General features: G+C 73.9%; 19 protein-coding genes and 2 pseudogenes. 5 read left to right on the plus strand and 16 right to left on the minus strand.

Going from position 1 to position 25,738, the window contains the following annotated elements; genetic code table 11:
* The first annotated feature begins 279 nt into the window (after window positions 1-279).
* The gene (locus L6E17_RS05725) at window positions 280-882 is read left to right on the plus strand and encodes a hypothetical protein (RefSeq protein WP_236239709.1); all 603 of its coding nucleotides are present in this window, start codon (window positions 280-282) and stop codon (window positions 880-882) included.
* Between the two features lie 616 nt (window positions 883-1,498).
* Here L6E17_RS05725 and truB read toward each other — a convergent pair.
* From truB to rimP, 7 genes and pseudogenes are all read right to left on the minus strand, one after another.
* Entirely contained in the window at window positions 1,499-2,398 is a 900-nt protein-coding gene (truB, locus tag L6E17_RS05730; protein WP_236239710.1) for a tRNA pseudouridine(55) synthase TruB, read from the minus strand.
* The gene (rbfA, locus tag L6E17_RS05735) at window positions 2,398-2,859 is read right to left on the minus strand and encodes a 30S ribosome-binding factor RbfA (protein ID WP_236239711.1); all 462 of its coding nucleotides are present in this window, start codon (window positions 2,857-2,859) and stop codon (window positions 2,398-2,400) included. The genes truB and rbfA overlap by 1 nt, the downstream gene beginning before the upstream one ends.
* Window positions 2,860-2,920: 61 nt before the next feature.
* Window positions 2,921-3,214, minus strand: a complete 294-nt coding sequence (locus L6E17_RS05740; protein WP_236239712.1) for a DUF503 domain-containing protein — start codon at window positions 3,212-3,214, stop codon at window positions 2,921-2,923.
* A gap of 161 nt (window positions 3,215-3,375) precedes the next feature.
* Window positions 3,376-6,433 (minus strand): annotated as a pseudogene (infB, locus tag L6E17_RS05745) (translation initiation factor IF-2).
* Between the two features lie 160 nt (window positions 6,434-6,593).
* Complete coding sequence (locus L6E17_RS05750; protein ID WP_236239713.1) at window positions 6,594-6,881, minus strand: YlxR family protein; 288 nt, start codon at window positions 6,879-6,881, stop codon at window positions 6,594-6,596.
* Window positions 6,882-7,102: 221 nt separating this feature from the next.
* A complete protein-coding gene (gene nusA, locus L6E17_RS05755; protein ID WP_236239714.1) occupies window positions 7,103-8,107 on the minus strand; it encodes a transcription termination factor NusA in 1,005 nt (334 codons plus the stop codon).
* Between the two features lie 2 nt (window positions 8,108-8,109).
* Window positions 8,110-8,607 carry a ribosome maturation factor RimP gene (gene rimP, locus L6E17_RS05760; protein WP_236239715.1) on the minus strand — a complete coding sequence of 166 codons (498 nt, stop codon included), beginning with the start codon at window positions 8,605-8,607 and terminating at the stop codon, window positions 8,110-8,112.
* 156 nt (window positions 8,608-8,763) lie between these two features.
* Between rimP and L6E17_RS05765 the strand changes: the two genes are divergently transcribed.
* The 4 genes and pseudogenes from L6E17_RS05765 (at window position 8,764) to L6E17_RS05780 (ending at window position 12,430) form a co-directional block, all read left to right on the plus strand.
* Window positions 8,764-9,393, plus strand: coding sequence for a hypothetical protein (locus L6E17_RS05765; protein ID WP_236239716.1), 630 nt, complete (start codon window positions 8,764-8,766; stop codon window positions 9,391-9,393).
* A complete protein-coding gene (locus tag L6E17_RS05770; protein WP_236239717.1) occupies window positions 9,390-9,806 on the plus strand; it encodes a ferritin-like domain-containing protein in 417 nt (138 codons plus the stop codon). Before L6E17_RS05765 ends, L6E17_RS05770 begins: the two co-directional genes overlap by 4 nt.
* Window positions 9,807-9,860: 54 nt before the next feature.
* A pseudogene (locus tag L6E17_RS05775) lies at window positions 9,861-10,773 on the plus strand (aminoglycoside phosphotransferase family protein).
* A gap of 697 nt (window positions 10,774-11,470) precedes the next feature.
* On the plus strand, window positions 11,471-12,430 hold the full coding sequence (locus L6E17_RS05780; protein WP_236239718.1) for a slipin family protein: 960 nt from the start codon (window positions 11,471-11,473) through the stop codon (window positions 12,428-12,430).
* Window positions 12,431-12,468: 38 nt separating this feature from the next.
* On the opposite strand, the gene L6E17_RS05785 is transcribed toward L6E17_RS05780, so the two are convergent.
* From L6E17_RS05785 to L6E17_RS05825, 9 genes are all read right to left on the minus strand, one after another.
* Entirely contained in the window at window positions 12,469-14,175 is a 1,707-nt protein-coding gene (locus L6E17_RS05785; RefSeq protein WP_236239719.1) for a proline--tRNA ligase, read from the minus strand.
* A 111-nt stretch (window positions 14,176-14,286) separates the two neighbouring features.
* A complete protein-coding gene (locus tag L6E17_RS05790; RefSeq protein ID WP_236239720.1) occupies window positions 14,287-14,844 on the minus strand; it encodes a GNAT family N-acetyltransferase in 558 nt (185 codons plus the stop codon).
* A 10-nt stretch (window positions 14,845-14,854) separates the two neighbouring features.
* Entirely contained in the window at window positions 14,855-15,700 is an 846-nt protein-coding gene (locus L6E17_RS05795; protein ID WP_236239721.1) for a GNAT family N-acetyltransferase, read from the minus strand.
* 430 nt (window positions 15,701-16,130) lie between these two features.
* Window positions 16,131-17,285: a flavodoxin-dependent (E)-4-hydroxy-3-methylbut-2-enyl-diphosphate synthase gene (gene ispG, locus L6E17_RS05800; RefSeq protein WP_236239722.1), complete on the minus strand. Its 1,155-nt coding sequence runs from the start codon at window positions 17,283-17,285 to the stop codon at window positions 16,131-16,133.
* Between the two features lie 182 nt (window positions 17,286-17,467).
* Window positions 17,468-18,769 carry an RIP metalloprotease gene (locus L6E17_RS05805; RefSeq protein ID WP_236239723.1) on the minus strand — a complete coding sequence of 434 codons (1,302 nt, stop codon included), beginning with the start codon at window positions 18,767-18,769 and terminating at the stop codon, window positions 17,468-17,470.
* Window positions 18,766-20,040, minus strand: a complete 1,275-nt coding sequence (dxr, locus tag L6E17_RS05810; protein ID WP_236239724.1) for a 1-deoxy-D-xylulose-5-phosphate reductoisomerase — start codon at window positions 20,038-20,040, stop codon at window positions 18,766-18,768. Before dxr ends, L6E17_RS05805 begins: the two co-directional genes overlap by 4 nt.
* Before the next feature lie 575 nt (window positions 20,041-20,615).
* Complete coding sequence (locus tag L6E17_RS05815) at window positions 20,616-22,553, minus strand: acyl-CoA dehydrogenase family protein (protein WP_236239725.1); 1,938 nt, start codon at window positions 22,551-22,553, stop codon at window positions 20,616-20,618.
* Window positions 22,554-22,726: 173 nt separating this feature from the next.
* Complete coding sequence (locus L6E17_RS05820; protein ID WP_236239726.1) at window positions 22,727-24,172, minus strand: aldehyde dehydrogenase family protein; 1,446 nt, start codon at window positions 24,170-24,172, stop codon at window positions 22,727-22,729.
* A 159-nt stretch (window positions 24,173-24,331) separates the two neighbouring features.
* Window positions 24,332-25,285 (minus strand): EamA family transporter, encoded by a 954-nt coding sequence (locus tag L6E17_RS05825; RefSeq protein ID WP_236239727.1) that lies wholly within the window; start codon window positions 25,283-25,285, stop codon window positions 24,332-24,334.
* Window positions 25,286-25,738 lie beyond the last annotated feature (453 nt).

Raw genomic sequence — 25,738 nt, forward strand, 5'->3', positions numbered from 1 at the left:
CGCGTCGGCCAGGGAGGTGTCGGCGGGGTCCAGGTCGGTGCCCCGCAGGTGGAGGGTGGGCGCCGGGGCCCGCCGGGCGGCGAGAGCCGTGAGTTCGGTGGTCCGTCCGCTGCCGGGCGGCCCCACCACCGCGCAGACCGCGGCGGCCGCCGCGCCGCCGTCCCGGGTGAAGCGGTCCAGCTCCCGGGAGAGGCGCGGCCGGGTGACGGCCCGGGGATCCGGTGGGGGCACGGTCGCGGCACAGAGCTGCACCACGCCCGCGAGGTTCAGGTCGGCGCCGTGCGCGGGGGCGCAGGCGGCGTTGCGGCGCAGCAGCGCGGCCAGCGGTCCGTGGGGGTCGCGGGCGGCTGCGGGGACGAGTGGGACGGCCAGGGCGGGTGCGCGGTGGTCGGTGTGCAGGGTGGCGCCGAGGACGGCGATCACGGCACCGGTCGCGGCGTCCACGACGGGGCCTCCGGCGGCCTCGCCGGCGCGCCGCAGCGCTTCGCTGCCGTCGGTGCCGATGGCCAGCTCCAGGGCGCCGTCCACGGTGTGGTCGCGGTCCGTCGCCGGATAGGTGGCCCGTGCCGTGCCGAGGATTCGGGCCTCGCGCAGGCCGTGGGCGTGGATCCGTACGTACGAGCCCGCGGCGGGGGCGGGACGGGTGGTGACGGGGAGCGGGGGGACGGCGAGCCCTTCGGTGCGGACGAGGGCGAGGGCCTGGCCGGGCAGCGCGGTGATGGCGGGCAGCTCGGCCGTGTGTGCGGGGCCGCCGGGGACCTCGACGACGACCCGTTCCAGGCCGTCCACCGTCTCGTGGCCGGTGACGACCGTGCCGAGGTCGTCGGCGACGAAGCCGGTGCCGCGCGGCCTGCCCGTCTGGTCACAGAGCCGTACCAGTGATGTCCGGTCCGTGCGTGGCATGGTCCGACCGTAGGTCCGCGGTGATCAGGCGGAGAAGCCGGTCGGGGAAACGCGCCCCCTGGTGCCCCGGTCTTCGCTCCGAGCGCCCGTCCGGACGGGTGAACGATCCCGTCCCGGGTCAGCAGCGGCCGGCGATTCCCGGCCACCAGCCGCCGAGGCCACCCGGGCAGCCGGGCAGCCGGGCAGCCGGCGGCAACACGTCGTCCGCTGGGAAGCAGCCCCGAGCCGGCCGACGGGGACCCGCCAGGTCGCACCCGACCACCAGCACGGAGGCGTCCCCGCGGTGAGGGCGGCAGCCGACCGTCCCGGCCGAGCGGCCGAGGACCGACCGCCCGCGCAGCGCCGATCCGCCCAGGGCAGCGAGCGACGGTGGCCGCGGCCGCCGCCGCTCCCCGGGCCGGTGGCCGCAGCCATGGCCGCGGCCCGGCCGGCCAATGTCGTGCCGGTGCGGAGGCGCGCACCCGGGACCGGCAGCCGCCACCGCCGTCCCTCCCCGGCACCGCAGCCGCGACCGCCACCCCTCCCCGGACCGGTGGCCGGCCGCCGGGGCGGGAGCCGGCCGTGGCACGGCGGAGGGGTGGCGCGGGTGCGCGGGTCAGCCGAAGACGGCGAGGCTCTTGGCCTTGCCGCCGCGGTCCTCCACGAGGGCCAGGAAGCGGCCTGCCGGGTCGAAGACGGCGACCGGGTTGCTGCCGTGCGGCGGCATGTCGATGCGCACCCCGTTGAGCAGCAGCTTCGCCCGGCGCTCGTCGACCTCCCAGCGGGGGAAGGCCGCGGCCGCCGCCTCGGCGATGGGCATGACGGTGAGCTGCTCCTGGAGCTGGTCCAGGGTGCGCGCCGCGTCCAGCCCGTACGGGCCGACGCGGGTGCGGCGCAGGGCGGTGAGGTGGCCGCCCACGCCCAGGTCCGCGCCGACGTCGCGGGCGAGGGCCCGGATGTAGGTGCCGGAGGAGCACACCACCGACACGACGAGGTCGACCACGGGGGTGCCGTCGTCCGCCACGTCGTGCCGCATGTCGTACACCGTGAACTGGGACACGGTGACGGGGCGGGCCGGGATGTCGAAGTCCTCGCCGCCGCGCACCCGCGCGTAGGACCGCTTGCCGTCGATCTTGATGGCGCTGACCTTGGACGGCACCTGCATGATGTCGCCGGTCAGCTTGGCCACCGCGGCGTCGACGGCCTCCCGTGTCACGGCGGACGCGTCGGTGGACGAGGTGGTCTCGCCCTCTGCGTCGTCGGTGACGGTGGTCTGGCCCAGGCGGATGGTGCCCAGGTACTCCTTCTCGGTGAGCGCGAGGTGGCCGAGCAGCTTGGTGGCCTTCTCGACACCCAGGACGAGGACGCCGGTGGCCATGGGGTCCAGGGTGCCCGCGTGGCCCACGCGCCGGGTGCGGGCGATGCCCCGCATCTTGGCGACGACGTCATGAGAGGTGAAGCCCGACGGCTTGTCGACGATGACCAGGCCGTCGGGCGTGCGTGCGGTGCTGCTCATCAGGTGCCGGCGCCGTCCTCGTCGGTGTCGTCCGCCGCCTCGTCCTCCGGCTTGCGGTACGGGTCGGCCTCGCCGGCGAAGGTCTTGCCGGTCGCGGCCTGCCGCACCTCGGCGTCCATGGCCCGCGCCCGGTCGAGGAGGTCCTCGATGGTGCGGGCGTTGTCCGGCAGGGCGTCCGGGACGAAGGTCAGGGTCGGCGTGAACTTGACCCCGGTCTGCCGCCCGACCTCCGAGCGGAGGATGCCCTTGGCGGACTCCAGGGCGGCCGCGGTGGCGGCGCGCTCCTCGTCGTCGCCGTAGACCGTGTAGAAGACCGTGGCCTCCCGCAGGTCACCCGTGACACGGGCGTCCGTGACGGTCACGAAGCCCAGCCGCGGATCCTTGATGCGCCCCCTCAGCATCTCCGCGACCACGACCTGAATGCGATCGGCCAGCTTGCGGGCCCGCGCGTTGTCGGCCACTGGTCCTTCTCCTCTTCCGTCTTGCGTACAAACTCAAAAGTCTCGGAGAGCTCGACAGAGCTCACTCTTCGTCGGTGTGCATCCGCCGCCGCACGGACAGCAGTTCCACCTCGGGCCGGGCGGCGACGAGCCGCTCGCACCGGTCGAGTACCCCGGTGAGGTGCCCGGCGTCCCCGCTCACCATCGCCACGCCGATCTCGGCGCGGCGGTGCAGGTTCTGGTTGCCGGTCTCCGCCGCGCTCACTCCGAACTTCCGCTGGAGTTCGGCGACGATCGGCCGGACGGCGGACCGCTTCTCCTTCAGCGACCGTACGTCGCCGAGGAGCAGGTCGAAGGACAGAGTCCCCACATACATGTGTGCCCGGATGTCCCGCCGGTTCGGGTTCGATGGCCTGCCAACCGCTTGGCAGGGCCATCAGAACCGTACACGCAGCGGCCGGGGCCGATCGACGGAATTCCTCCGCCGACCGGCCCCGGCACCCGCTCGCCCGGGTCAGGCGAGCCAGCCCGCCTGGATCAGGCGCGCTTCTTCTCGCGCATCTCGTACGTCGCGATGACGTCGTCGACCTTGATGTCGTTGAAGTTGCCGAGGTTGATACCGCCCTCGAACCCTTCGCGGATCTCGGTGACGTCGTCCTTGAAGCGACGCAGGCCCTCGATGGTGAGGTTCTCCGCGATGACCTTGCCGTCGCGGATGAGGCGCGCCTTGGTGTTCCGCTTGACCTCGCCGGAGCGGATGAGGACACCCGCGATGTTGCCCAGCTTGGACGAGCGGAAGACCTCGCGGATCTCCGCCGTGCCCAGCTCGACCTCTTCGTACTCCGGCTTGAGCAGACCCTTGAGGGCCGCCTCGATCTCCTCGATGGCCTGGTAGATCACCGAGTAGTAGCGGACGTCGACGCCCTCGCGCTCCGCCATCTGCGCGGCACGGCCGGCCGCGCGGACGTTGAAGCCGATGACGATGGCGTCGGAGCCCATCGCCAGGTCGATGTCGGACTCGGTGACCGCACCCACACCGCGGTGCAGGACCCGGATGTCGACCTCTTCACCGACGTCGAGCTGGAGCAGCGAGGACTCGAGGGCCTCGACCGAACCGGACGCGTCGCCCTTGATGATGAGGTTGAGTTCCTGGATCTGACCGGCCTTGAGGACCTTGTCGAGGTCTTCCAGGGACACCCGGCGGACCCGCTTGGCGAAGGCCGCGTTGCGCTCGCGTGCCGCGCGCTTCTCGGCGATCTGGCGGGCCGTGCGGTCCTCGTCGACGACGAGGAAGTTGTCGCCGGCGCCCGGGACGTTGGTGAGACCCAGGACCAGGACCGGTGTCGACGGAGTGGCCTCCTCGACGTTGTTGCCCTTGTCGTCGAGCATCGCCCGGACACGGCCGTAGGCGTCGCCGACGACCATCGTGTCACCGACGCGCAGCGTGCCGCGCTGGACCAGGATGGTCGCGACGGCACCGCGGCCGCGGTCGAGGTGGGACTCGATCGCGATGCCCTGCGCGTCCTGCTCCGGGTTGGCCCGCAGGTCCAGCGCCGCGTCGGCGGTGAGGACCACGGCCTCGAGCAGCTTGTCGATGTTCAGGCCCTGCTTGGCGGAGATGTCGACGAACATGGTGTCGCCGCCGTACTCCTCTGCCACCAGGCCGTACTCGGTCAGCTGACCGCGCACCTTCGTCGGGTCCGCGCCCTCGACGTCGATCTTGTTGACCGCGACCACGATCGGCACGTCCGCGGCCTTGGCGTGGTTGAGCGCCTCGACCGTCTGCGGCATGACGCCGTCGTTGGCCGCGACCACGAGGATCGCGATGTCGGTGGACTTGGCACCGCGGGCACGCATGGCGGTGAACGCCTCGTGACCCGGGGTGTCGATGAAGGTGATCTTCCGGTCCTCGTCGTTGACCTGGGTGGCCACCTGGTAGGCACCGATGTGCTGGGTGATGCCGCCGGCCTCGCCCGCGACCACGTTGGTCTTGCGGATGGCGTCGAGGAGCCGGGTCTTACCGTGGTCGACGTGACCCATGACGGTCACGACCGGCGGACGCGCGACGAGGTACTCCTCGCCGCCCTCGTCCTCGCCCCATTCGAGGTCGAAGGACTCCAGCAGCTCGCGGTCCTCCTCCTCCGGCGACACGATCTGGACCGTGTAGTTCATCTCGTCGCCGAGGAGCTGCAGCGTCTCGTCGGAGACGGACTGCGTGGCGGTGACCATCTCGCCGAGGTTCATCATGACCGCGACGAGCGACGCCGGGTTGGCGTTGATCTTCTCCGCGAAGTCGGTGAGGGACGCACCGCGCGACAGGCGAACGGTCTCGCCGTTGCCGCGAGGCAGCATCACGCCGCCCACGGACGGGGCCTGCATGGCCTCGTACTCCTGGCGCCTCTGCCGCTTCGACTTGCGACCGCGGCGCGCGGGGCCGCCGGGGCGGCCGAAGGCGCCCTGCGTGCCGCCGCGACCGCCCGGACCACCGGGACGACCGCCGAAGCCGCCGGGACGACCGCCGCCACCGGGGCCGCCGCCGAAGCCGCCGCCGCCACCGGGACGCGGGCCGCCGAAGCCGCCGCCGCCACCCGGGCGACCGCCGCCGCCGGGACCGGCAGGGCGTCCGGCGAAGCCGGGACGACCGCCCCCGCCGCCGCCGGGACGACCGCCGGCCGCGGGACCGCGACCGCCGCCGGGACCCGGACGCGGGCCGCCCGCAGCGGGGCGCTGCGGCATCATGCCGGGGTTCGGACGGGGACCGGCGGGACCGCCACCCGGGCGCGGGGCCTGCGGGCGCGGCATCGAGCCGGGGGTGGGGCGCTGGCCGCCGGGGGCCTGGGGACGCGGGCCGCCCTGGCCTGCGGCCTGCGGACGGGGACCGCCCTGGCCGCCGCCGGGACGCGGCGCGCCGCCGGGACGGGGCGCCTGCGGGCGCGCCATGCCGGTGGAGCCACCGGTGCTGAAGGGGTTGTTGCCCGGACGGGGACCGGCCGGACGGGCACCCGGGCGCGGGGCCGCGGGGCCGGGCTTCGGACCGCCGGGGCGGCCGCCGCCCTGCCCGGACGCCTGCGGACGCGCGGCCGGACGCGGGCCGGGGGCCGGGCCACCGGGCCGGGGACCGGCGGCGGGAGCCGCCGGAGGCGCGGTGAACTCGGGCTTCGCCGGCGCCGGGGCCGGAGCCTTCGGGGCCGCCGGGCCGGGCTTGGGGCCCGGGGACGGGCGGCCGCCGGCGGCGGGCGCGGCGGGCTTCTCGGCGGCCGCGGGCTTGGGCGCCGCGGGGCCGGGCTTCGGGGCAGCCGGGCGTGCCGCCTGCGCCGGGGACGGCGGGGCGGGCCTGGCGGACGAGGGTGCCACCCGCGCGGGGCGCGGCGGGGGCGGGGGGCGCGGCCTTGCGGGGCGCGCCGGGCTTGGCAGCGGACTTGCCGGCACCAGCGCCGGGTCCCTGCAAAGCGTCGGTCAACTTGCGGACGACCGGCGCCTCGATGGTCGAGGACGCCGAACGGACGAATTCACCGAGTTCCTGGAGCTTGGCCATGACGACCTTGCTCTCCACACCGAACTCCTTGGCGAGTTCGTATACCCGGACCTTAGCCACTTCGCTCCTTTGAGGTCCGGTTACCGCCGGACCGTCGCTACTTCATGGGCGTACTCATCGCGTACTCATCGAGTGCTCATCGCAATCTCGACCTACTTCCACTCGCGAGGTACCTGAACCGCGCGGGGGACCCGGTCGGGTCTCCGCGCCGTACTTCTTCTTACTCTTCTTGCGGTGTCGCCTGCTCGACGTGGTGGCGGACGCCCGCGGTGTCGAGCGGACCCTGGACCCGGAGGGACCGGGGGAACGCCCGGCGGCGGACCGCCAGATCGATGCAGGACGGGACGGGGTGCACGTATGCACCCCGACCGGGCAGCGTACCGCGTGGGTCGGGGACGCACGCGCCCTCGACCGCCACGATGCGCAGCAGCTCGCTCTTGGCCGCCCGCTCCCGGCACCCCACGCAGGTGCGCTCAGGGCGTGCGCAGGCATGCGTCCGGCCAGACACGCTTAAGTCTACCTCCCCGTACCGACTCCGCCCTTGGGGGGCGGAAATCGAACGGCTGTTGTCGTGATCTCGATCGTGATCACCGCGGTGACCACGTCGTGCTGCTGTGGTGGCTCAACGTGACCGCGCGCCACCGTATTCCCGTACGGTCCCCGCCGGGGCCGCCCACCGGGGCGCGGCTCCGGGTCGGTCGCCTGCCGGCGTCCGTACGGGTGGTCGGGTCAGTCCTCCGCGGGGCCCGCGGGCTGCTGCTCGGTGTCCGGGCGGATGTCGATGCGCCAGCCGGTGAGGCGGGCGGCGAGGCGGGCGTTCTGGCCCTCCTTGCCGATCGCCAGCGACAGCTGGTAGTCCGGCACGGTCACCCGGGCGGACCGGGTGGACATGTCGACGATCTCGACCTTGGAGACCCGGGCCGGGGACAGCGCGTTGGCCACCATCTCGGCGGGGTCGTCGGACCAGTCGACGATGTCGATCTTCTCGCCGAGCAGTTCGGCCATGACGTTGCGGACGCGGCCGCCCATCGGGCCGATGCAGGCGCCCTTGGCGTTGAGCCCGGCGCGGGTGGAGCGCACGGCGATCTTCGTGCGGTGGCCGGCCTCGCGGGCGATCGCGGCGATCTCGACGGAGCCGTCGGCGATCTCCGGGACCTCCAGCGCGAAGAGCTTCTTCACGAGGTTCGGGTGGGTGCGGGAGAGGGTGACCGACGGGCCGCGCACGCCCTTGGCGACGCGGACGACGTAGGTCCGCAGGCGCAGGCCGTGCGTGTAGTCCTCGCCGGGCACCTGCTCCTGCACGGGGAGCACGGCCTCCAGCTTGTCGTCCAGCTTGACCAGGACGTTCTTGGGGTCCTTGCCCTGCTGCACGACACCGGCGACGACATCGCCCTCGCGGCGGGCGTACTCGCCGAAGGTGACGTCGTTCTCGGCGTCCCGCAGCCGCTGCTGGATGACCTGGCGGGCGGTGGTGGCGGCGATCCGGCCGAAGTCCGACGGGGTGTCGTCGAACTCCTTGGGCTCCTGGCCCTCCTCCAGCTCGGACGGGTCCTCCTTCGCCCACACCGTCACGTGGCCGGTCTGCCGGTCCAGCACGGCGCGGGCGTGGCGGCGGGCTCCCTCGGTGCGGTGGTAGGCGATGAGGAGGGCCGACTCGATCGCCTCGACCAGCAGCTCGAAGGGGATCTCCTTCTCCTGTGCCAAGCCCCTGAGAAGCTTCACATCGATGTCCACGGCTACGCCTCCTCTTCCTTCTGGTCCTTGCGGCTGAACTCGATCTCCACGCGCGCCTTGGCGATCTCGGGGAACTCCACGCGGCGGGTGGTGGGCTTGCGGCCCTTCAGCCCCGGCACCTCCAGGTCGAGTCCCTCGTCGTCGACGTCGAGGACGCGGGCGACGACCGCGGCTCCGTCGTGCAGGTGCAGCTTGACGAGGCGGCCGGTGGCCCGTACGAAGTGGCGGTGCTCGGTGAGGGGGCGGTCGGCGCCCGGCGAGCTGACTTCGAGGACGTACTCGCCGTCGCCCATCGCGTCCGTCTCGTCCAGCGTGTCGGAGATGGCGCGGCTCAGTTCGGCGCAGGCGTCGAGTTCCACACCGGCGTCCGAGTCGACGATCACCCTCAGCACCCGTCGGCGGCCGGCCCGGGACACCTCGATGTCTTCCAGATCGAGATGCCTGGCGCTGACCAGCGGTTCCAGCAGCCCGCGCAGCCTTTCGTTCTGGGTGGTGCTCATCCGGGTGACTCCTCGGCCGCGTGTGCTGTTGTGGGTTCGTCGCGTGTCAGACGACAGGGTATCCGGTCCCGGGGGGTGTTGCCGTCCACGTCCGGACGAGCCGCGGGTACGCTCGCGTCCGGTGATCTTCGAAGGGCCCACCTGAAGGAGTGACGCGTGGAGCGCACGGGGACGACGCGCCGGCGCGCGCTCGCCGCGACGGGTGCGGCGGCTGCCGGGTTGCTCGGCGGCTGCTCCGGCGGCGGGGGCGATCGGCCCGCGCCGCGCCGCCCCTCTGCGGCGGACCGGGCCCGCCGCGCGGAGGAGGCGCTGCGGCGCAGGTCGGCGGGGGTGAGCCGGGATCTGCTCGCCGGGTACGACGCCGCCATCGCCGCCCATGCCGCGCTCCGGCCCCGCCTCGCCCCGCTGCGGGAGGCCGCGGCCCGCCATGTGGCGGCGCTCGACCCCGCATCACCGCCGCCGTCACCTCCGCCGGGCGGGGCCGCCCCGCCGGACGCCCCGCCCGGGGCCGCGGGCGCTCCGGCGGCGGCTTCCGCGGGTGCGGGGGCCGCGCGGGACGCGGCGGCGCCGTCGCCTTCGGCCGCCGGCGACCCGCCGGGGCCGCCCGCCGATCCGTCGGTGGTGCTGAAGGAGCTCGCCGCGCTGGCGTCGCGTACCGCCGGCGCGCACACCGAGGCACTGGACGGCGCGCCGCCGGAGCTGGCGCGGCTGCTGGCCTCGGTGGCCGCCGCGTCGGCCGCGCACGCCTACCTGCTGGCCGCACCGGCCGAGGGCGGCGCGTCATGAGCCCGCTGGAGGCGGCCCAGGCCGCTCTGGCCGCCGAGCACGCCGCCGTGTACGGGTACGGGGTGGTCGGCGCCCGCCTCGGCGGCGACCGGCAGGCGGAGGCCGCCGCCGCGCACGCGGCGCACCGCGCGCGCCGGGACGCCCTGGGCCGGACCGTGCGCGACCTGGGCGGGACGCCCGCCGCGGCGGCCGCCGCGTACGCCCTGCCGTTCCCGGTCGCGGACGGGGACGCCGCGGTGCGGCTCGCCGCCGAACTGGAGGAGCGGGTGGCGGCCGTGTACGCCGATCTCGTACGGGCCTCCGGCGGGGCCGCGCGGCGGGACGCGGCGGGCGCCCTGCGGGAGGCGGCCGTGCGGGCGGTGCGCTGGCGGGGCAGCGGCGTAGCCTTTCCTGGGCTCGCCGAGCGGTCGTGAGCCCCGACGGCCCGCGCAGGCCGACGCGGCTCACGAGAGGAAACACCGACACGTATGGCTGACGCCGCCTTTGAACCACCGCGCCGGCTCGTCCGGGCACTGCGGGAAGCGGCCGACCCCGCCGCGAGCGAACCGTGGCTGGACCGGCTCCCGGCGCTGCTGCGCGAGGCCCTGGCCGCCCACGGCGTCGCGGCCGAGCGCGTTGTGGAACCCGGCGGCCGCAGCAGCCTCGTGGTCCTCGTGCGCCGGCCGGACGGCGAGCCGGGCGCGCTGAAGCTGGCCCCGCCGTGCGCCGCCCCGGAGCAGGAGCGCGCCGCGCTGGCCCACTGGAACGGCTGGGGCGCGGTGCGCCTGCTGGACGCGCCGGGGCCGGGCGCCGGGCTGCTCCTGGAGCGGCTGCAGCCGGAGGTGTCGCTGCGGGCCCTGCCGGGGGCGAAGGCCCTGCTGGAGGCGGCGGGCACGGTACGCAAGCTGTGGGTGGAGCCCCCGGAGGGGCACGGCTTCGCGTCGGTCGCCGAGCGTACGGGGCGGCAGGCCGCGGCCATGGAGGCGTACCGGTCGGACGGGCGGCCGGCCCGCTGGTGGCGGCGGCCCTGGAGGCGCGCGCGAGGAGCTGCTGGCGGGTACGTCGGAGGCGCTGCTGCTGCACGGCTGCTTCCGGCAGGGCAAGGTGCTGGCCGGGGAGCGGACGCCGTGGCTGGCGGTGGGGCCGGACCCGGTGGTGGGCGAGCGGGCGTACGACCTGGCCCGGCTGGTCCGGGACCGGGTGGAGGACCTGGTGGCGGCGGACTCCGGTGCCTCCGCGGCACGGCGGCGGATCCGGGGGCTGGCGGAGTCGCTGGACGTCGACGGCGAGCGGTTGCGCGGCTGGGCGCTGTTCCGGGCGGCGGAGTCCGCGACGCGGGCGCTCGCCGCGGGGCGCCGGGGGGATGCGGAACTGCTGCTGGAGTTCGCCGGCTGGCTGTGAGGACGGCGGCGCGCCCCCGCGAACGCCCGCGGGCCGGGGCCGGCGGCTGCGGGCCGGGGCGGACGGCTATGGGGCAAGGCGGACGGCTGCGGGCCAAGGCGGACGGGTCGGCGGAGCGGCGGGGCGGCGGGGCCCGGCCGGCCCCGGAGGGACTCCTGCCTGCGGCGGCAAGACGCGGGGGTCCTGCCTGCGGCTGTGAGCCGGGGGCGGCGGATCTCGGGGTCACCGCACCCGGCCGCAGGCGGGCGGGCTGCTGCCCGCGGGCAGCAGGAGGCGGCGGCCGGCAGGCGGCGCTCCCGCCACGGCGGCTCCACCTGCGACAGCAGAAGGCGGCACGCCTTGCCTGCGGCTGCGCAGCAGGGGCCGGCGCGTCCGGGGGCCACCGCACCCGGCCGCAGGCGGGTCGGCTCCTGCCCGCGGCAGTAGAAAACGGAGCCCTGGCTGCGTCTGCGGCTGCGGGCGTCCGCGCTCGGCGCGGCCCCGGCTCGTGGGCCGCGGGGCATCCGGGGTCCGTCAGGCCCTGGTCGCGGACCGGTCGGGTCGCGGCCCGGCCCCCGGGAGGCTGACTCCTCCTCGCCAACCGGACGGGCGGGATCCTGACCGCACCGGCGTCCCGTGGGACGCCCTTGACCGGTCCGGCCCCTGGGTCTCGCACGCGACAGCCCAATATCCACCCAAACGGGTGCACTATGGGCATATGGGTGAGGAACTGGTGACCGTGCTGGTGCTGGCCGTGGCGGCCGTGCTGGCGTACGTGGCTGCGGCCGCCCGTGTGGTCAAGCAGTACGAGCAAGGCGTCGTCCTGCGCTTCGGGCGGCTCCGCGGAGAGGTGAAACCCCCGGGGTTCACCATGATCGTTCCGTTCGTGGACCACCTGCGCAAGGTGAACATGCAGATCGTCACGATGCCGGTCCCGGCCCAGGAAGGCATCACGCACGACAACGTGACGGTGCGGGTGGACGCGGTGGTCTACTTCAAGGTCGTCGACCCGGTCGACGCGGTGATCCGCGTCGAGGACTACCGCTTCGCCGTCGCGCAGATCGCGCAGACCTCGCTGCGCTCCATCATCGGCAAGAGCGACCTGGACGACCTGCTCTCCAACCGGGAGAAGCTCAACGAGGGCCTGGAGCTGATGATCGACAACCCGGCCGTCGAGTGGGGCGTGACGATCGACCGGGTCGAGATCAAGGACGTCTCCCTCCCGGAGACCATGAAGCGGTCGATGGCCCGCCAGGCGGAGGCCGACCGGGAGCGCCGGGCACGGCTCATCAACGCGGACGCGGAGTTCCAGGCGTCCAAGAAGCTGTCGGACGCGGCCCGCGAGATGGCGGACACGCCGTCCGCCCTCCAGCTGCGCCTGCTGCAGACGGTCATGGCCGTGGCCGCCGAGAAGAACTCGACGCTGGTGCTCCCGATCCCGGTGGAGCTGCTGCGCTTCCTGGAGCGGTCGGCCGGGGAGGCGGAGTCCCGCCCGGAGCGTACGCGTGAGGTCGGCCGGGCGGAGGGCGAGCGCCGGGAGGAGGAGCCCGCACGCCTTGAAGAGCCCGCACGGCGTGAGGAGCTCGCCCGGCAGGCCGCTCCCCCGGCTCCCGCACGCGCACCGGCGCCGCCGATCCCGGTGCGGGACGACGACGCCGGTACGGCGGGCTGCCTCTGAGCCTCGCGGCCGGAGCCCGGCGGGGGCGCGGGCGGCGGTTACGCGGTGGCGGCGGTCAGGCGGGCGACGGCCTCCTCGACCGTCAGCTCCTCGCGCTCACCGGTGCGCCGGTCCTTGAGTTCGACGACGCGCTCGCCCGAGCGGCGGCCCGCGACCAGGATGGCGGGCACGCCGATGAGTTCCGCGTCGGTGAACTTCACGCCCGGGGAGACCCCGGCGCGGTCGTCGACCATGACACGCAGCCCGGCCTCGGCGAGGGTCTCGGAGACCTCCAGGGCCAGCTCGGTCTGGAGCGCCTTGCCCGCGGCGACGACGTGGACGTCGGCCGGGGCCACCTCACGCGGCCAGCACAGGCCCTTGTCGTCGGCGGTCTGCTCGGCGAGCGCGGCGACCGCGCGGGAGACGCCGACGCCGTACGAGCCCATGGTGACCCGGACCGGCTTGCCGTTCTGCCCGAGGACGTCCAGCTGGAACGCGTCGGTGTACTTGCGGCCGAGCTGGAAGATGTGGCCGATCTCGATGGCCCGGTCCAGCTTCAGGCCGGTGCCGCACTTCGGGCAGGGGTCGCCCTCCTCCACCACGACGACGTCCAGGTAGTCGTCGACGGTGAAGTCGCGGCCGCAGACGACGTTCGCGGCGTGCGTGCCGGGCTTGTTGGCGCCGGTGATCCAGGCGGTGCCGGCGGCGACGCGCGGGTCGGCGACGTAGCGGACCTTGTCCAGGCCCTGCGGGCCGACGTAGCCGCGTACGAGGTCGGGGCGGCCCTCGAAGTCCTCGGCGGTGACCATCTCGACGACGGCCGGGGCGAGGTGGTCCTCCAGCTTGCCGAGGTCGACCTCGCGGTCGCCGGGGACGCCGACGGCGACGATCTCGCCGTCCACCTTCACCAGCAGGTTCTTCAGGGTGGCGGAGGCGGGGACGCCCAGGTGCCGGGCCAGCGTCTCGATGGTGGGCGTGTCGGGGGTGTCCAGCTCCTCGACCGGGCCGTGCCCGGAGCCGTCGACCGGCTCGCCGCCGGCGAAGGTCACGGCCTCCGTGTTGGCGGCGTAGTCGCAGGACGGGCAGTACACGAACGTGTCCTCGCCGGCGGCCGCGGGGGCGAGGAACTCCTCGGAGGCGGAGCCGCCCATGGCGCCCGAGACAGCCGAGACGATCTTGTGCCGCAGGTTGAGCCGCTCGAAGATCCGCACGTACGCCTCGCGGTGCAGGCGGTAGGACTCGGCGAGGCCCTCGTCGGTGGTGTCGAAGGAGTACGAGTCCTTCATCTGGAACTCGCGGCCGCGCAGGATGCCGGAGCGGGGGCGGGCCTCGTCGCGGTACTTCGTCTGGATCTGGTAGAGGATCACCGGCAGGTCCTTGTAGGACGTGCACTGGTCCTTGACCAGCTGGGTGAAGATCTCCTCGTGGGTGGGGCCGAGGAGGTACTCGGCGCCCTTGCGGTCCTTGAGGCGGAAGAGCTCGGCGCCGTACTCGTCCCAGCGGCCGGTCGCCTCGTACGGCTCCTTGGGGAGCAGCGCGGGCAGCAGGACCTCCTGGGCGCCGATGGCGTCCATCTCCTCGCGCACGACGCGGGCGACGTTCTCCAGCACCTTCTTGCCGAGGGGCAGCCAGGACCAGATGCCGGCGGCGTTGCGGCGGACGTATCCGGCGCGGACCAGCAGCTTGTGGCTGAGCGTCTCGGCGTCCGCCGGGTCGTCGCGCAGTGTCTTGACCATCAACCGGGACATGCGCTGGACCTGGGCCATGGGGAACTCTCCTGCGGTGAAAAGTGTGATGTGCAGGAGGTTAGCCGGGCGACGGCGGGAGGCGGAAATCAGTTGGGCCCGTTTCCGCGCGGCCCCGGCCGCCGAACCGCCTCACGGGTGCCGCAGCGGGAGTTCCGCGCCCATCACCGCGTAGGGCCGGGTCGCACTCGGGAAGTGGACGCGGCGGGCCAGGTCGACGTAGCCGAGGGTCCGGTAGAGGCGCCTGGCGGGGCTCTCCGCGTCGATGGCGGAGAGGATCGAGCGGGGTTCGCGGGCCGTGGCGGTGAGGGCCGTGATGAGCCGGGTGCCGATGCCGCGGCCCTGGTGGTCGGGGTGGACGTGCAGTTCCGTGATGACGAAGGAGTCGTCCAGCCAGCCGTCGTTGCCCTCGCGGACGAGGTAGGGCTGGACGACGGTCGACCACCAGTGGGCGCGGTCGTTGGGCATGCCGTAGACGAAGCCGGCGAGCCGCCCGGCGGGGGTGGTCGCGCCGAGGGCGCGCGCTCCCGGGCAGGCCATGTGGCGGAGCACGATGTGCCGGCGTACCGCGACCTCGCCCGCGGTCAGGCCGAAGGCCAGGGCCTGCACGGCGAGGGCCTCGTCCACCCGTGCGGGCAGGTCGAGCGGGCCGACCGTGACCTGCTCGGCGGCCGCCATGTCGTCATCCATGGGGCGAACCCTAGAACAGCACGCTCATGAACGCGCCGACCTCCCGGAAGCCGACCCTGCGGTAGGCGGCGCGGGCGGGCGCGTTGTAGTCGTTGACGTACAGGCTGACGACCGGCGCGACGTCGGCCAGCGCGTACCGCAGGACGGCGGCCATGCCGGTCTCGGACAGGCCCCGGCCGCGGTACTCGGGCGCGACCCACACGCCCTGCACCTGGCAGGCCTGCGGGGTGGCGGCGCCGATCTCGGCCTTGAAGACGACCTTGCCGTCCTCGATACGGGCGAACGAGCGGCCGGCGCCGACCAGTTCGGCCACCCGGGCCTGGTAGAGCAGCCCCCCGTCCCCGGCCATCGGGGAGACGCCGACCTCCTCCGTGAACATCGCCACGCACGCCGGCATGATCACGTCCATCTCGTCCTTGCGGACGCGGCGGACCAGCGGGTCGGGCTCGACGCGGGCGGCGGGCTGGTCGGTGACCATGAGCGGCTGGTGCGGGCGGACGTCCCGGGCGGGGCCCCAGCTCGGTTCGAGCAGCTGCCACAGCTGGGCGGTGGGCCCGGCGGGTCCGACGAGGGAGGAGCAGCGGCGGCCGGTACGGCGGGCGCGGTCGGCGAACGCCCGTACGGCCTCGGGGGTGGCGCAGATCGGGACGAGGTTGGCGCCCGCGTAGCAGAGGGAGCGCAGCCTGCCCTCGCTGTACCAGCCCCACATCTCGCCGCCGAGCCGCCAGGGGTCGAGGCCGGCGGCCCGGACGCGGGCGGTGACGAAGGCGTTGTTGACGGGCTCGCTCTCCAGGACGGCGAGCGCGGCGCCGAGGTCGCCGGGTTCGAGGACCCGGGTGGTGGTGTGCGTCAACACGGGGGGCCTCACCAGTGGTCTGTCAGTCTCCGCACTGTACCTGGCGTTCCGGCACGGCGGGCTCCCGCCCGCTCCGGGCCCGCCGCGGGGCCCGCCCCGACGCACGGCGTACGGGCTGCAGGGGGCGGCGCCGACCCCGCGCGGTGACTGGGCTCGGCCCCACCGGGCGGAGCGCGGCGCTCCGCGGGCGGCGGGCTCCGCGGGCGTGGGGCTCCGCAGGCGTGGGCACTGCGGGCGTGGGCTCCGCGTGCGTCGGACTCCGCAGGCATCGGGCTCCGCGGCGGAGGCTCAGGGCGGAGGCGGGCTGCGGGTTCGGGCCGCCGCGCGGGGGCCGGGGAGCCCCCGGGCAGCACGGGCCCCGGCGCAGCAGTGTGGGCCCCGGCGCAAGCGCGGCGGGGCCCACGGGCCTGTTCGGGGAGGCGGCGCGGCCTCAGCTCACGGAGACCTCGGGCTCGCCCGACGCCACGCCGTCCTTCTCCATCTGCTCGGCGATCTTCAGCGCCTCCTCGATGAGCGTCTCGACGATCTTCGACTCGGGCACGGTCTTGATGACCTCGCCCTTGACGAAGATCTGGCCCTTGCCGTTGCCGGAGGCCACGCCGAGGTCGGCCTCGCGGGCCTCGCCCGGGCCGTTGACGACGCAGCCCATGACGGCGACCCGCAGCGGCACCTCCATGCCCTCCAGGCCGGCGGTGACCTCGTCGGCCAGCTTGTACACGTCGACCTGGGCGCGGCCGCAGGACGGGCAGGAGACGATCTCCAGGCGGCGCTGGCGCAGGTTCAGGGACTCCAGGATCTGGATGCCGACCTTGACCTCCTCCGCCGGGGGCGCGGACAGGGAGACGCGGATGGTGTCGCCGATGCCCTCGGAGAGCAGCGCGCCGAAGGCGACGGCGGACTTGATGGTGCCCTGGAACGCGGGGCCCGCCTCGGTGACGCCGAGGTGCAGCGGGTAGTCGCAGCGCGCGGCGAGCTGGCGGTAGGCGTTGACCATGACGACCGGGTCGTTGTGCTTGACCGAGATCTTGATGTCGTGGAAGTCGTGCTCCTCGAAGAGGGACGCCTCCCACAGGGCGGACTCGACGAGCGCCTCGGGGGTGGCCTTGCCGTACTTCTGGAGCAGCCGCCTGTCCAGGGAGCCGGCGTTGACACCGATGCGGATCGGCGTGCCGTGGTCCTTGGCGGCCTTGGCGATCTCCTTGACCTGGTCGTCGAACTTCTTGATGTTGCCGGGGTTGACGCGGACCGCCGCGCAGCCGGCCTCGATCGCGGCGAACACGTACTTGGGCTGGAAGTGGATGTCCGCGATCACCGGGATCTGCGACTTCTTCGCGATGATCGGGAGGGCGTCGGCGTCGTCCTGCGTGGGGCAGGCGACGCGGACGATCTGGCAGCCGGAGGCGGTCAGCTCGGCAATCTGCTGGAGGGTGGCGCCGATGTCGGAGGTCCGGGTCGTCGTCATCGACTGGACCGACACGGGAGCGTCGCCGCCGACGGCCACGGTCCCGACCTGGATCTGCCGGCTCTTGCGGCGCTCGGCGAGCTTGGTCGGAACGGACGGGATACCGAGAGAAATCGCGGTCATCTGCTGTGCAACCCCAAGATGGTGGGAGGTCCTGACGAGGTCCTGGAAGCGGCGGGCTCAGGCCTCTGAGGTTACAGGTGGCGTGCTCCCGCCAGCACATTGCGCTGATGCGTGCCACCCCGAAGGGGGCGGCCGGGCGCTCGTGTGCGCCTGGCCGTGCGTCCCCCGTGACAGGTGTTCGGTTACGAGATCCTCACCGGGTTCACGATGTCGGCGAGCAGCACCAGCAGCGTGAAGCAGATGAAGAGGCCCGCGACGACGTATGCGACGGGCATGAGCTTGGCGACGTCGAAGGGGCCGGGGTCGGGGCGCCGCAGCAGCCGGGCGGCCTTCCGGCGTACGGACTCCCACAGCGCTCCCGCGATGTGGCCGCCGTCGAGGGGCAGCAGCGGGAGCATGTTGAACAGGAACAGCGACAGGTTGAACGTGGCGAGGACGAGCAGGAACGTCGCGATGACGTTCTGCGTCGGCATGTCGAGGTTCATCACCTCGCCGCTGATACGGGCGGCGCCGACGATGCCGACCGGTGAGTCGGCCTTGCGTTCGCCGTCGCCGAAGGTGGCGTTCCACAGGTCGGGGATCTTCGACGGCAGGGCGACGACGGCGTGGGCGCTGTCCTCGATCATGTCGCCCATGCGGTCGACGGACTCGCCGAAGGTGAGCGGCAGGATCTCGGTCCTGGCGGCGAAGCCGAGGTAGCCGGCGTCGACGAACTTGCCGGGGATCACCTCGCCGTCGGCGTCCTTGGCGTGGACGCTGTTGCTGGCGAGGGTCGGGGTGAGGGTGACCCGGCTGCCGTCGCGCTCGACGGTGACGGTGGCGGGGCCGATGGTGTCGCGGATCCGGGCCGACAGGGTGTCCCAGTCGTCGACGGGCTCCCCGTTGAAGGCGACGATGCGGTCGCCGGCCTTGAGGCCGGCGGCGTGGGCCGGTGAGACCGCGTCGCCGCTCGCGCAGGTGTCGCGCTGGGCGCTCTGCGGGATGATGCACTTCTGGACGCCGGCGACCTCGGTGGTCTGGGTGGCGAAGCCGAAGGTCATGGCGACGCCGAGGAAGAGCGCGACGGCGAGCACCAGGTTCATGAAGGGGCCCGCGAACATGACGATGACGCGCTTCCACGGCTTGCGGGTGTAGAAGAGCCGCTTCTCGTCGCCGGGCTGCAGCTCCTCGTACGCCGCCGCGCGGGCGTCCTCGATCATGCCGCGGAACGGCGAGGTGGACCGGGCCTCGATCCGGCCGTCGCCACCGGGCGGGAACATGCCGATCATGCGGATGTAGCCGCCCATGGGGATGGCCTTGATGCCGTACTCGGTCTCCCCCTTGTGGCGGGACCAGAGCGTGGGGCCGAACCCGACCATGTACTGGGGCACGCGGATGCCGAAGAGCTTGGCCGTGGACAGGTGGCCGAGTTCGTGCCAGGCGATGGAGACCAGCAGTCCGACAGCGAACAGCGCGATGCCGAGGATGTACAGGAACACCGTCATGCGCGAACCTCCGCCGCCGTCTGCACTGTCGTCTTCGCGGCCTCGACCGCCAGTCCGCGGGCCCTGGCCCGGGCCCAGTCCTCTGCCTCAAGGACGTCCGTCACCGTCAGTGAGGTTCCCGCCCGGGGTGTGCCGTGCTCGGCGACGACCTCGGTGACGGTCTCGATGATGGCGTCGAACGGCAGCCGCCCGGCGAGGAAGGCGTCGACGCACTCCTCGTTCGCAGCGTTGAACACGGCCGGCGCGGTCCCGCCGAGCTCGCCGACGTGCCGCGCGAGGCCGACCGACGGGAAGGCGTCGTGGTCGAGCGGGAAGAACTCCCAGGTGGACGCCTTGGTCCAGTCGAAGGCGGGTGCCGCGTCCGGGACGCGTTCGGGCCAGCCGAGGCCGATGGCGATGGGGCCGCGCATGTCGGGCGGGGTGGCCTGGGCGAGGGTGGAGCCGTCGGTGAACTCCACCATCGAGTGCACGTACGACTGGGGGTGGACGACGACCTCGATGCGGTCGAACGGGATGTCGTACAGCAGGTGCGCCTCGATCACCTCCAGGCCCTTGTTGACGAGCGTGGCGCTGTTGACCGTGATGACGGGCCCCATCGCCCAGGTCGGGTGGGCGAGGGCGTCCTCGCGGGTGACGTGGGCGAGCTCGGCCTTCGTCCGGCCGCGGAAGGGGCCGCCGGACGCGGTGACGACCAGCTTGCGGACGTCGGCGCGGGTGCCGGAGGCGAGCGCCTGGAAGAGCGCGGCGTGCTCGGAGTCCACCGGGATGATCTGCCCGGGTTTGGCGATGGCCTTGACCAGCGGGCCGCCGACGATGAGCGACTCCTTGTTGGCGAGGGCGAGCGTGCGGCCCGCTTCGAGGGCGGCGAGCGTGGGGGCGAGGCCGATGGAGCCGGTGATGCCGTTGAGGACGGTGTGGCACTCGGACGCGGCGAGCTGGGCCGCGGCGTCGGGACCGGCGAGGATCTCCGGCTGCGGCTCGGTGCCGTACGCCTGCGCCAGGGCTTCCCTCAGCGCGGGGACCGCGTCCTCGCGGGCCACGGCCACCGTGCGCACCTTGAGCCGGCGCGCCTGCTCGGCGAGCAGTCCCGCGCGTCCGCCGGCGGCGGAGAGCGCGGTGACGCGGAACCGGTCGGGGTTGCGCAGGACCAGGTCGACTGCCTGGGTGCCGATGGACCCGGTGGAGCCGAGGACGACGATGTCCCGGCGGCCTTCGGACGGGTCGAAGGCGATGTGCGGGTCGGCGAGGGGTGCGGGTGCGCTGTCGCTCATGGACCCATTCTTGCGGCATCAGGCGGGTGCCCGTGCCCGCACCCCCGCCGGGGCGGGCGGCACGGGCGGGGCACGTACGCGCAAGGGGACCGCCCGGCCGCGCCCGGCGGGCGGTCACCGGACGGGCGCGCACGGCGTACGAGCGGGGGCTCACCGGGTGAAGCCGGGTGCCACCCACCGGACCGGGCCGCGCACGGGCGTACGAGGACCGGCGCCCGCGCCTGGCCGCCGGTCGGCGGACCAGGTGCGTACGCGGTACGAGGAGCAGCCCCCGCGCCCTACCGGCTGTCGACAGACCAGGCCCGCACGCCGCGCGAGGGCCGGCGCCCCGCGCCCGACCGGCGGACAGCCGTCCAAGGCGGGGCACGCGAGAACCCGTGCCCGCCGTCCGTCGAAGGACAGCAGACCAGGCGCCCGCACGCCGCACGAGGACCGGGGCCCGCACCCGACCGAGTCGAAGGACGAGGTGCGTACGCCGGACGAGGACCGTGGCCCGGCGCCGGCCGAGGGGCGGTCACCAGGCCCGGCCCGCACGCCGCGCGAGGGCCGGCGCCCCGCGGTCGGCCCGTGGGCGGTCAGCGGATGGGGCGGTGGAGGTTGGGGCGGGTACTGGGCCCCGGGGTGGCGTCGGCGATCCAGGGGCCTTCGCCGCTGGGGTCGAGGACGCCTTCCTCCAGCCAGGTGTAGCGGTCCGCGAGGACGCCCTTGACGACCTTGCGGTCCAGGTCGTCGGTGTTGGCCCACAGGCGGCCGAACAGCTCCTCGACCCGAATCCGGGACTGGCGGCAGAAGGCGTCGGCCAGCTCGTAGGCGGCCCGCCCGTGGTCGCCGCGGGAGCGGAGGAGTTCGGCGCGGACGCAGGCCGCGCTCATCGCGAAGAGTTCGGCGCCGATGTCGACGATCCGGCCGAGGAAGCCCTGCTTGGTCTCCATACGGCCCTGCCAGCGGGACATGGCGTAGAACGTCGAGCGGGCCAGCCTGCGGGAGGTGCGCTCCACGTAGCGGAGGTGGGCGGACAGGTCCGGGTGGCCCTTCGGATGGAACTCGGCGTACGCGCCGGGCACCTGGCCGCGGCCCGCGACCAGCTTGGGAAGCCACCGGGCGTAGAAGGCGGTGGCCTGGGCGCCCGCCCTCGCCTTGTCGGCCAGGGGCTTGTCGGGGTCGACGAGGTCGCCGGCGACCGACAGGTGCGCGTCGACGGCCTCGCGGGCGATCAGCAGGTGCATGATCTCCGTGGAGCCCTCGAAGATGCGGTTGATGCGCAGGTCGCGCAGGAGTTGCTCGACGGGGACCGGGCGCTCCCCGCGGGCGGCGAGGGACTCGGCGGTCTCGTAGCCGCGGCCGCCGCGGATCTGGACGAGTTCGTCGGCCATGAGCCAGGCCATCTCGGAGCCGTACAGCTTGGCGAGGGCGGCTTCGATGCGGATGTCGTTGCGGTCCTCGTCGGCCATCTGGCTGGACAGGTCGAGGACGGCTTCGAGGGCGAAGGTCGTCGCGGCGATGAAGGCGATCTTGGAGCCGACGGCCTCGTGCCGGGCCACCGGCCTGCCCCACTGCTCGCGGACGGCGCTCCACTCGCGGGCGATCTTCAGGCACCATTTGCCGGCGCCCGCGCACATGGCGGGAAGGGACAGCCGGCCCGTGTTGAGGGTCGTCAGGGCGATCTTCAGGCCGGCTCCCTCGGGGCCGATGCGGTTCGCGGCGGGCACGCGGACCCGGTGGAAGCGCGTGACGCCGTTCTCCAGGCCGCGCAGCCCCATGAACGAGTTGCGGTGCTCGACGGTGACGCCCTCGGAGGCCGCCTCCACGACGAACGCGGTGATGCCGCCCTTGTGGCCCTCGGAAGCCGGTACGCGGGCCATGACGACCAGGAGGTCGGCGACGACGCCGTTGGTGGTCCACAGCTTGACGCCGTCGATGACGTAGTCGTCGCCGTCGGGGACGGCGGTGGTGGCCAGCCGGGCCGGGTCGGAGCCGACGTCGGGCTCGGTGAGGAGGAACGCGGAGATGTCGGTGCGGGCGCAGCGCGGCAGGAAGGTGTCCTTCTGCTCCTGCGTGCCGAAGATCTTCAGGGGCTGCGGTACGCCGATCGACTGATGGGCCGACAGCAGGGCGCCGACGGCGGGGCTGACGGAGCCGACGAGGGCGAGGGCCTTGTTGTAGTACACCTGGGTGAGGCCGAGCCCGCCGTACCGGGTGTCGATCTTCATGCCGAGGGCGCCGAGTTCCTTGAGTCCGTCCACGACGGCGTCGGGGATGCGGGCCTCGCGTTCGATGAGCGCGCCGTCGATCTCGGTCTCGCAGAAGTCGCGGAGCTTGGCGAGGAACTCCTCGCCGCGCTGGGCGTCCTCGGGGCTCGGCAGCGGATGCGGGTGGATGAGGTCGAGCCGGAAGCGGCCGAGGAACAGCTCCTTGGCGAAGCTGGGCTTGTGCCACTCCTGCTCGCGGGCCGCCTCGGCAACCTGTCGGGCTTCCCGCTCGGACACTCTGGGCTGCTGGTGGGGGCCGGGCATGGGGGCTCACCTCGCCGCGGATCGGGGGCGGCCGACCGGTCGTCCTGCCGGTCGGGGCTACCCATCCGTATTACCCGATGACGGCGCGTACGAAAATACGAGGAGACGGCCGGAGCCCCCGCACAGTGGGCTCCGGCCGTCGGTTTGCGGGCCGTCCGGGTGAGGGGCGGCTGTCAGAGGGCCAGGCCCGTGAGGACCAGGACCCGCTCGTAGGTGTAGTCGTCCATCGCGTAGGCGACGCCCTCGCGGCCGACGCCGGACTGCTTGGCGCCGCCGTACGGCATCTGGTCGGCGCGGTAGGAGGGGACGTCGCCGATGATCACGCCGCCGACCTCCAGGGCGCGGTGGGCGCGGAAGGCGGTCTGCAGGTCGTGGGTGAAGACGCCCGTCTGGAGGCCGAACTTCGAGTTGTTGACCTCCGCGAACGCGGCGGCCTCGCCATCGGCCCGGTGCAGGGTCAGGACCGGGCCGAAGACCTCCTCGCAGGCGAGGGTGGCGTCCGCGGGCAGGTCGGCGAGGACGGTCGGCGCGTAGGTGGCGCCCTCGCGCTTGCCGCCGGTCAGCAGCTTCGCGCCGCCCTTGACGGCCTCGTCCACCCAGGACTCCACCCGCTTGGCGGCGTCCTCGCTGACGAGGGGGCCGACGTCGGTGGCGTCGTCGGACGGGTCGCCGGTGCCCTGGGCCTCGACGGCGGCGACGACCTTCGGGACGAGCCGGTCGTACACCGACGCGTCCGCGATGACGCGCTGCACGGAGATGCAGGACTGGCCGCCCTGGTAGTTGGAGAAGGTGGCGATGCGGGTCGCCGCCCAGTCCAGGTCCTCCTCGGAGGACCAGTCGGCGAGGACGACGGCGGCGGCGTTGCCGCCGAGCTCCAGGGTGCAGTGCTTGTGCGGCACGGACTGCTGGATGGCGTAGCCGACCTTGTCGGAGCCGGTGAAGGAGATGACCGGGAGGCGCTCGTCCTGGACCAGGGCCGGCATGCGGTCGTTGGGCACCGGCAGGACGGACCAGGAGCCGGCCGGCAGGTCGGTCTCGGCCAGCAGCTCACCCAGGATCAGCGCGGAGATCGGCGTGGCCGGGGCCGGCTTGAGGATGATGGGGGCACCGACGGCGATGGCCGGGGCGACCTTGTGGGCGCACAGGTTCAGCGGGAAGTTGAACGGCGCGATGCCGAGGACGACGCCCTTGGGGAAGCGGCGGGTCAGGGCGAGTCGGCCGGTGCCGCCGGCGTCGGTGTCGAGGCGCTGGGCGTCGCCGCCGTTGAAGCGGCGGGCCTCCTCTGCGGCGAAGCGGAAGACGGAGACGGCGCGGCCGACCTCGCCCCGGGCCCACTTGACGGGCTTGCCGTTCTCCGCGGAGATCAGCTGCGCGATCTCCTCGGTGCGCTCGGCGAGCCGCTTCGAGACGTGGTCGAGGGCGGCGGCGCGGACGTGCGCGGGAGTGGCGGCGAACTCGTCGAGGACGGCGTGGGCGGCGGCCACGGCCTCTTCGACCTGGGCCTCCGTGGGCACACTGACCTGGCCGACGAGGCGGCCGTCCCAGGGGGAGGTGACGTCGAAGGTGGCGTCGCCGGTGGCCTGGCGGCCGGCGAGCCAGAAGGCGTGGGTGGCGGTCATCGCGGTCCCGGGCCCTTCCGAGTTGTGGGGGAGTTGGGTGTTCCCCGCGCGTTCGCGTGGTCTCAGGGGACACGGTAGGCGCGAGGAGCCGCGTCCGGGTTTGTCCGGCGTGGAGTGGTCGGGGGTCCCGATCCGCCGGTTCGGCAGATGCGGGGGCGGTCAGGTACGCCGTTCGGTGCTGACGATCAGGCACACCCCGGCGACCACGATCGTGCCGCCGACGACGAGCGGCCAGGTCAGCGCCTCGTCCAGGATCAGGGCGCCCAGCAGGACGGCGACGACCGGGTTCACGTAGGCGTACGTGGCGGTCAGCGAGAGCGGCGCCCGCTGCAGGAGCCACGCGTACGCGGTGAACGCGATGAGCGACCCGAAGACCACGAGGTACGCGAAGGCCGTCCAGGACCGGGCGGACACCTCGGCGAGGTCGGCGCCGTGCTGCTCACCCCGCGCGAGCCCCACGAGGAGGCAGCCGATGCCCCCGGCCACCATTTCGTACGCGCTGGCGGTGAAGGGGTTCCCCGGCATCGGTATCCGGGACGAGGAGAACGACCCCGTCGACCACAGCAGGGTCGCGGCGATCACCAGGACGACACCGCCCAGGTGGATGTCGCCGCTGAGGCCGGGCAGGGTGAGGACGGCGAGCCCCGCGAGGCCGAGGAGGACGCCGAGGTACGCGCCGGCGCCGGGCCGCTCGCCGAACGCGGTGCGCAGCAGCACGACCCACGCGGGGACGACGGCGATGAGCAGGGCCGCGAGCCCTGAGGGGATGGAGGTCTCGGCGAGGACCACCAGGCCGTTGCCGCCGACCAGCAGGAGCAGGCCGACGACGGAGGCGGACACCAGCTGGGCGCGGGTCACCTTGAGCACGGCCGGCCCCTGCCGCCAGGCGAGCAGCGCGGCGAGCAGCAGTCCCGCGGTGACGAACCGCGCCCCGGCGGAGAGGTAGGGCGGCATGGTCTCGACGACCACGCGGATACCGAGGTAGGTGGAGCCCCACACCACGTACACGATCGCGAGCGCGGCCCAGACGGCACCGGTGATGCGGCGGCGGGGGGCGGGAGGGGCCGGGTCGACCGGCGCTGCGGACACCGACTCGGCGGCAGGGGTTGTCATGAGCAGGAGACTAAAGATCAACCGGTCGGCATGGCAAAGATTCTGCCCGGATTCGGGCAGTGAGGTGGGTGTTGGGGGCAGGCAGGGTCGCTATCGGGGACGAGGACGGGAGCTGGGGATGGCCGGTCGCCGGAGGGCGGGGCCGGCGCGTGGAGGGCGGGGCCGGCGCGTGGAGGGCGGGGCCGGCGCGTGGAGGGCGGGGCCGAGCGCATGGGGATGGAGCGGTTGCAGCGGAGATGCGGCCGGTCGCCGGAGGGCGGGGCCGGTACGCGGAGGGTGTGGCCGGTCGCCGGAGGGCGGGGCCGGTACGCGGAGGGTGTGGCCGGGCGCCGAAGGACGGGGCCGGTGCGTGGAGGGTGCGGCCGGTGGGTGGCTTCCGGCGCCCGACGGCGCCCTCTGCCCGGTGGGTGCCCGTACCCGCCGGTTCGTCCTGCCCGGTGGGTGCCCGTACCC

It is taken from the genome of Streptomyces sp. CC228A (genome assembly GCF_021390935.1).
Classification (GTDB): Bacteria; Actinomycetota; Actinomycetes; order Streptomycetales; family Streptomycetaceae; genus Streptomyces.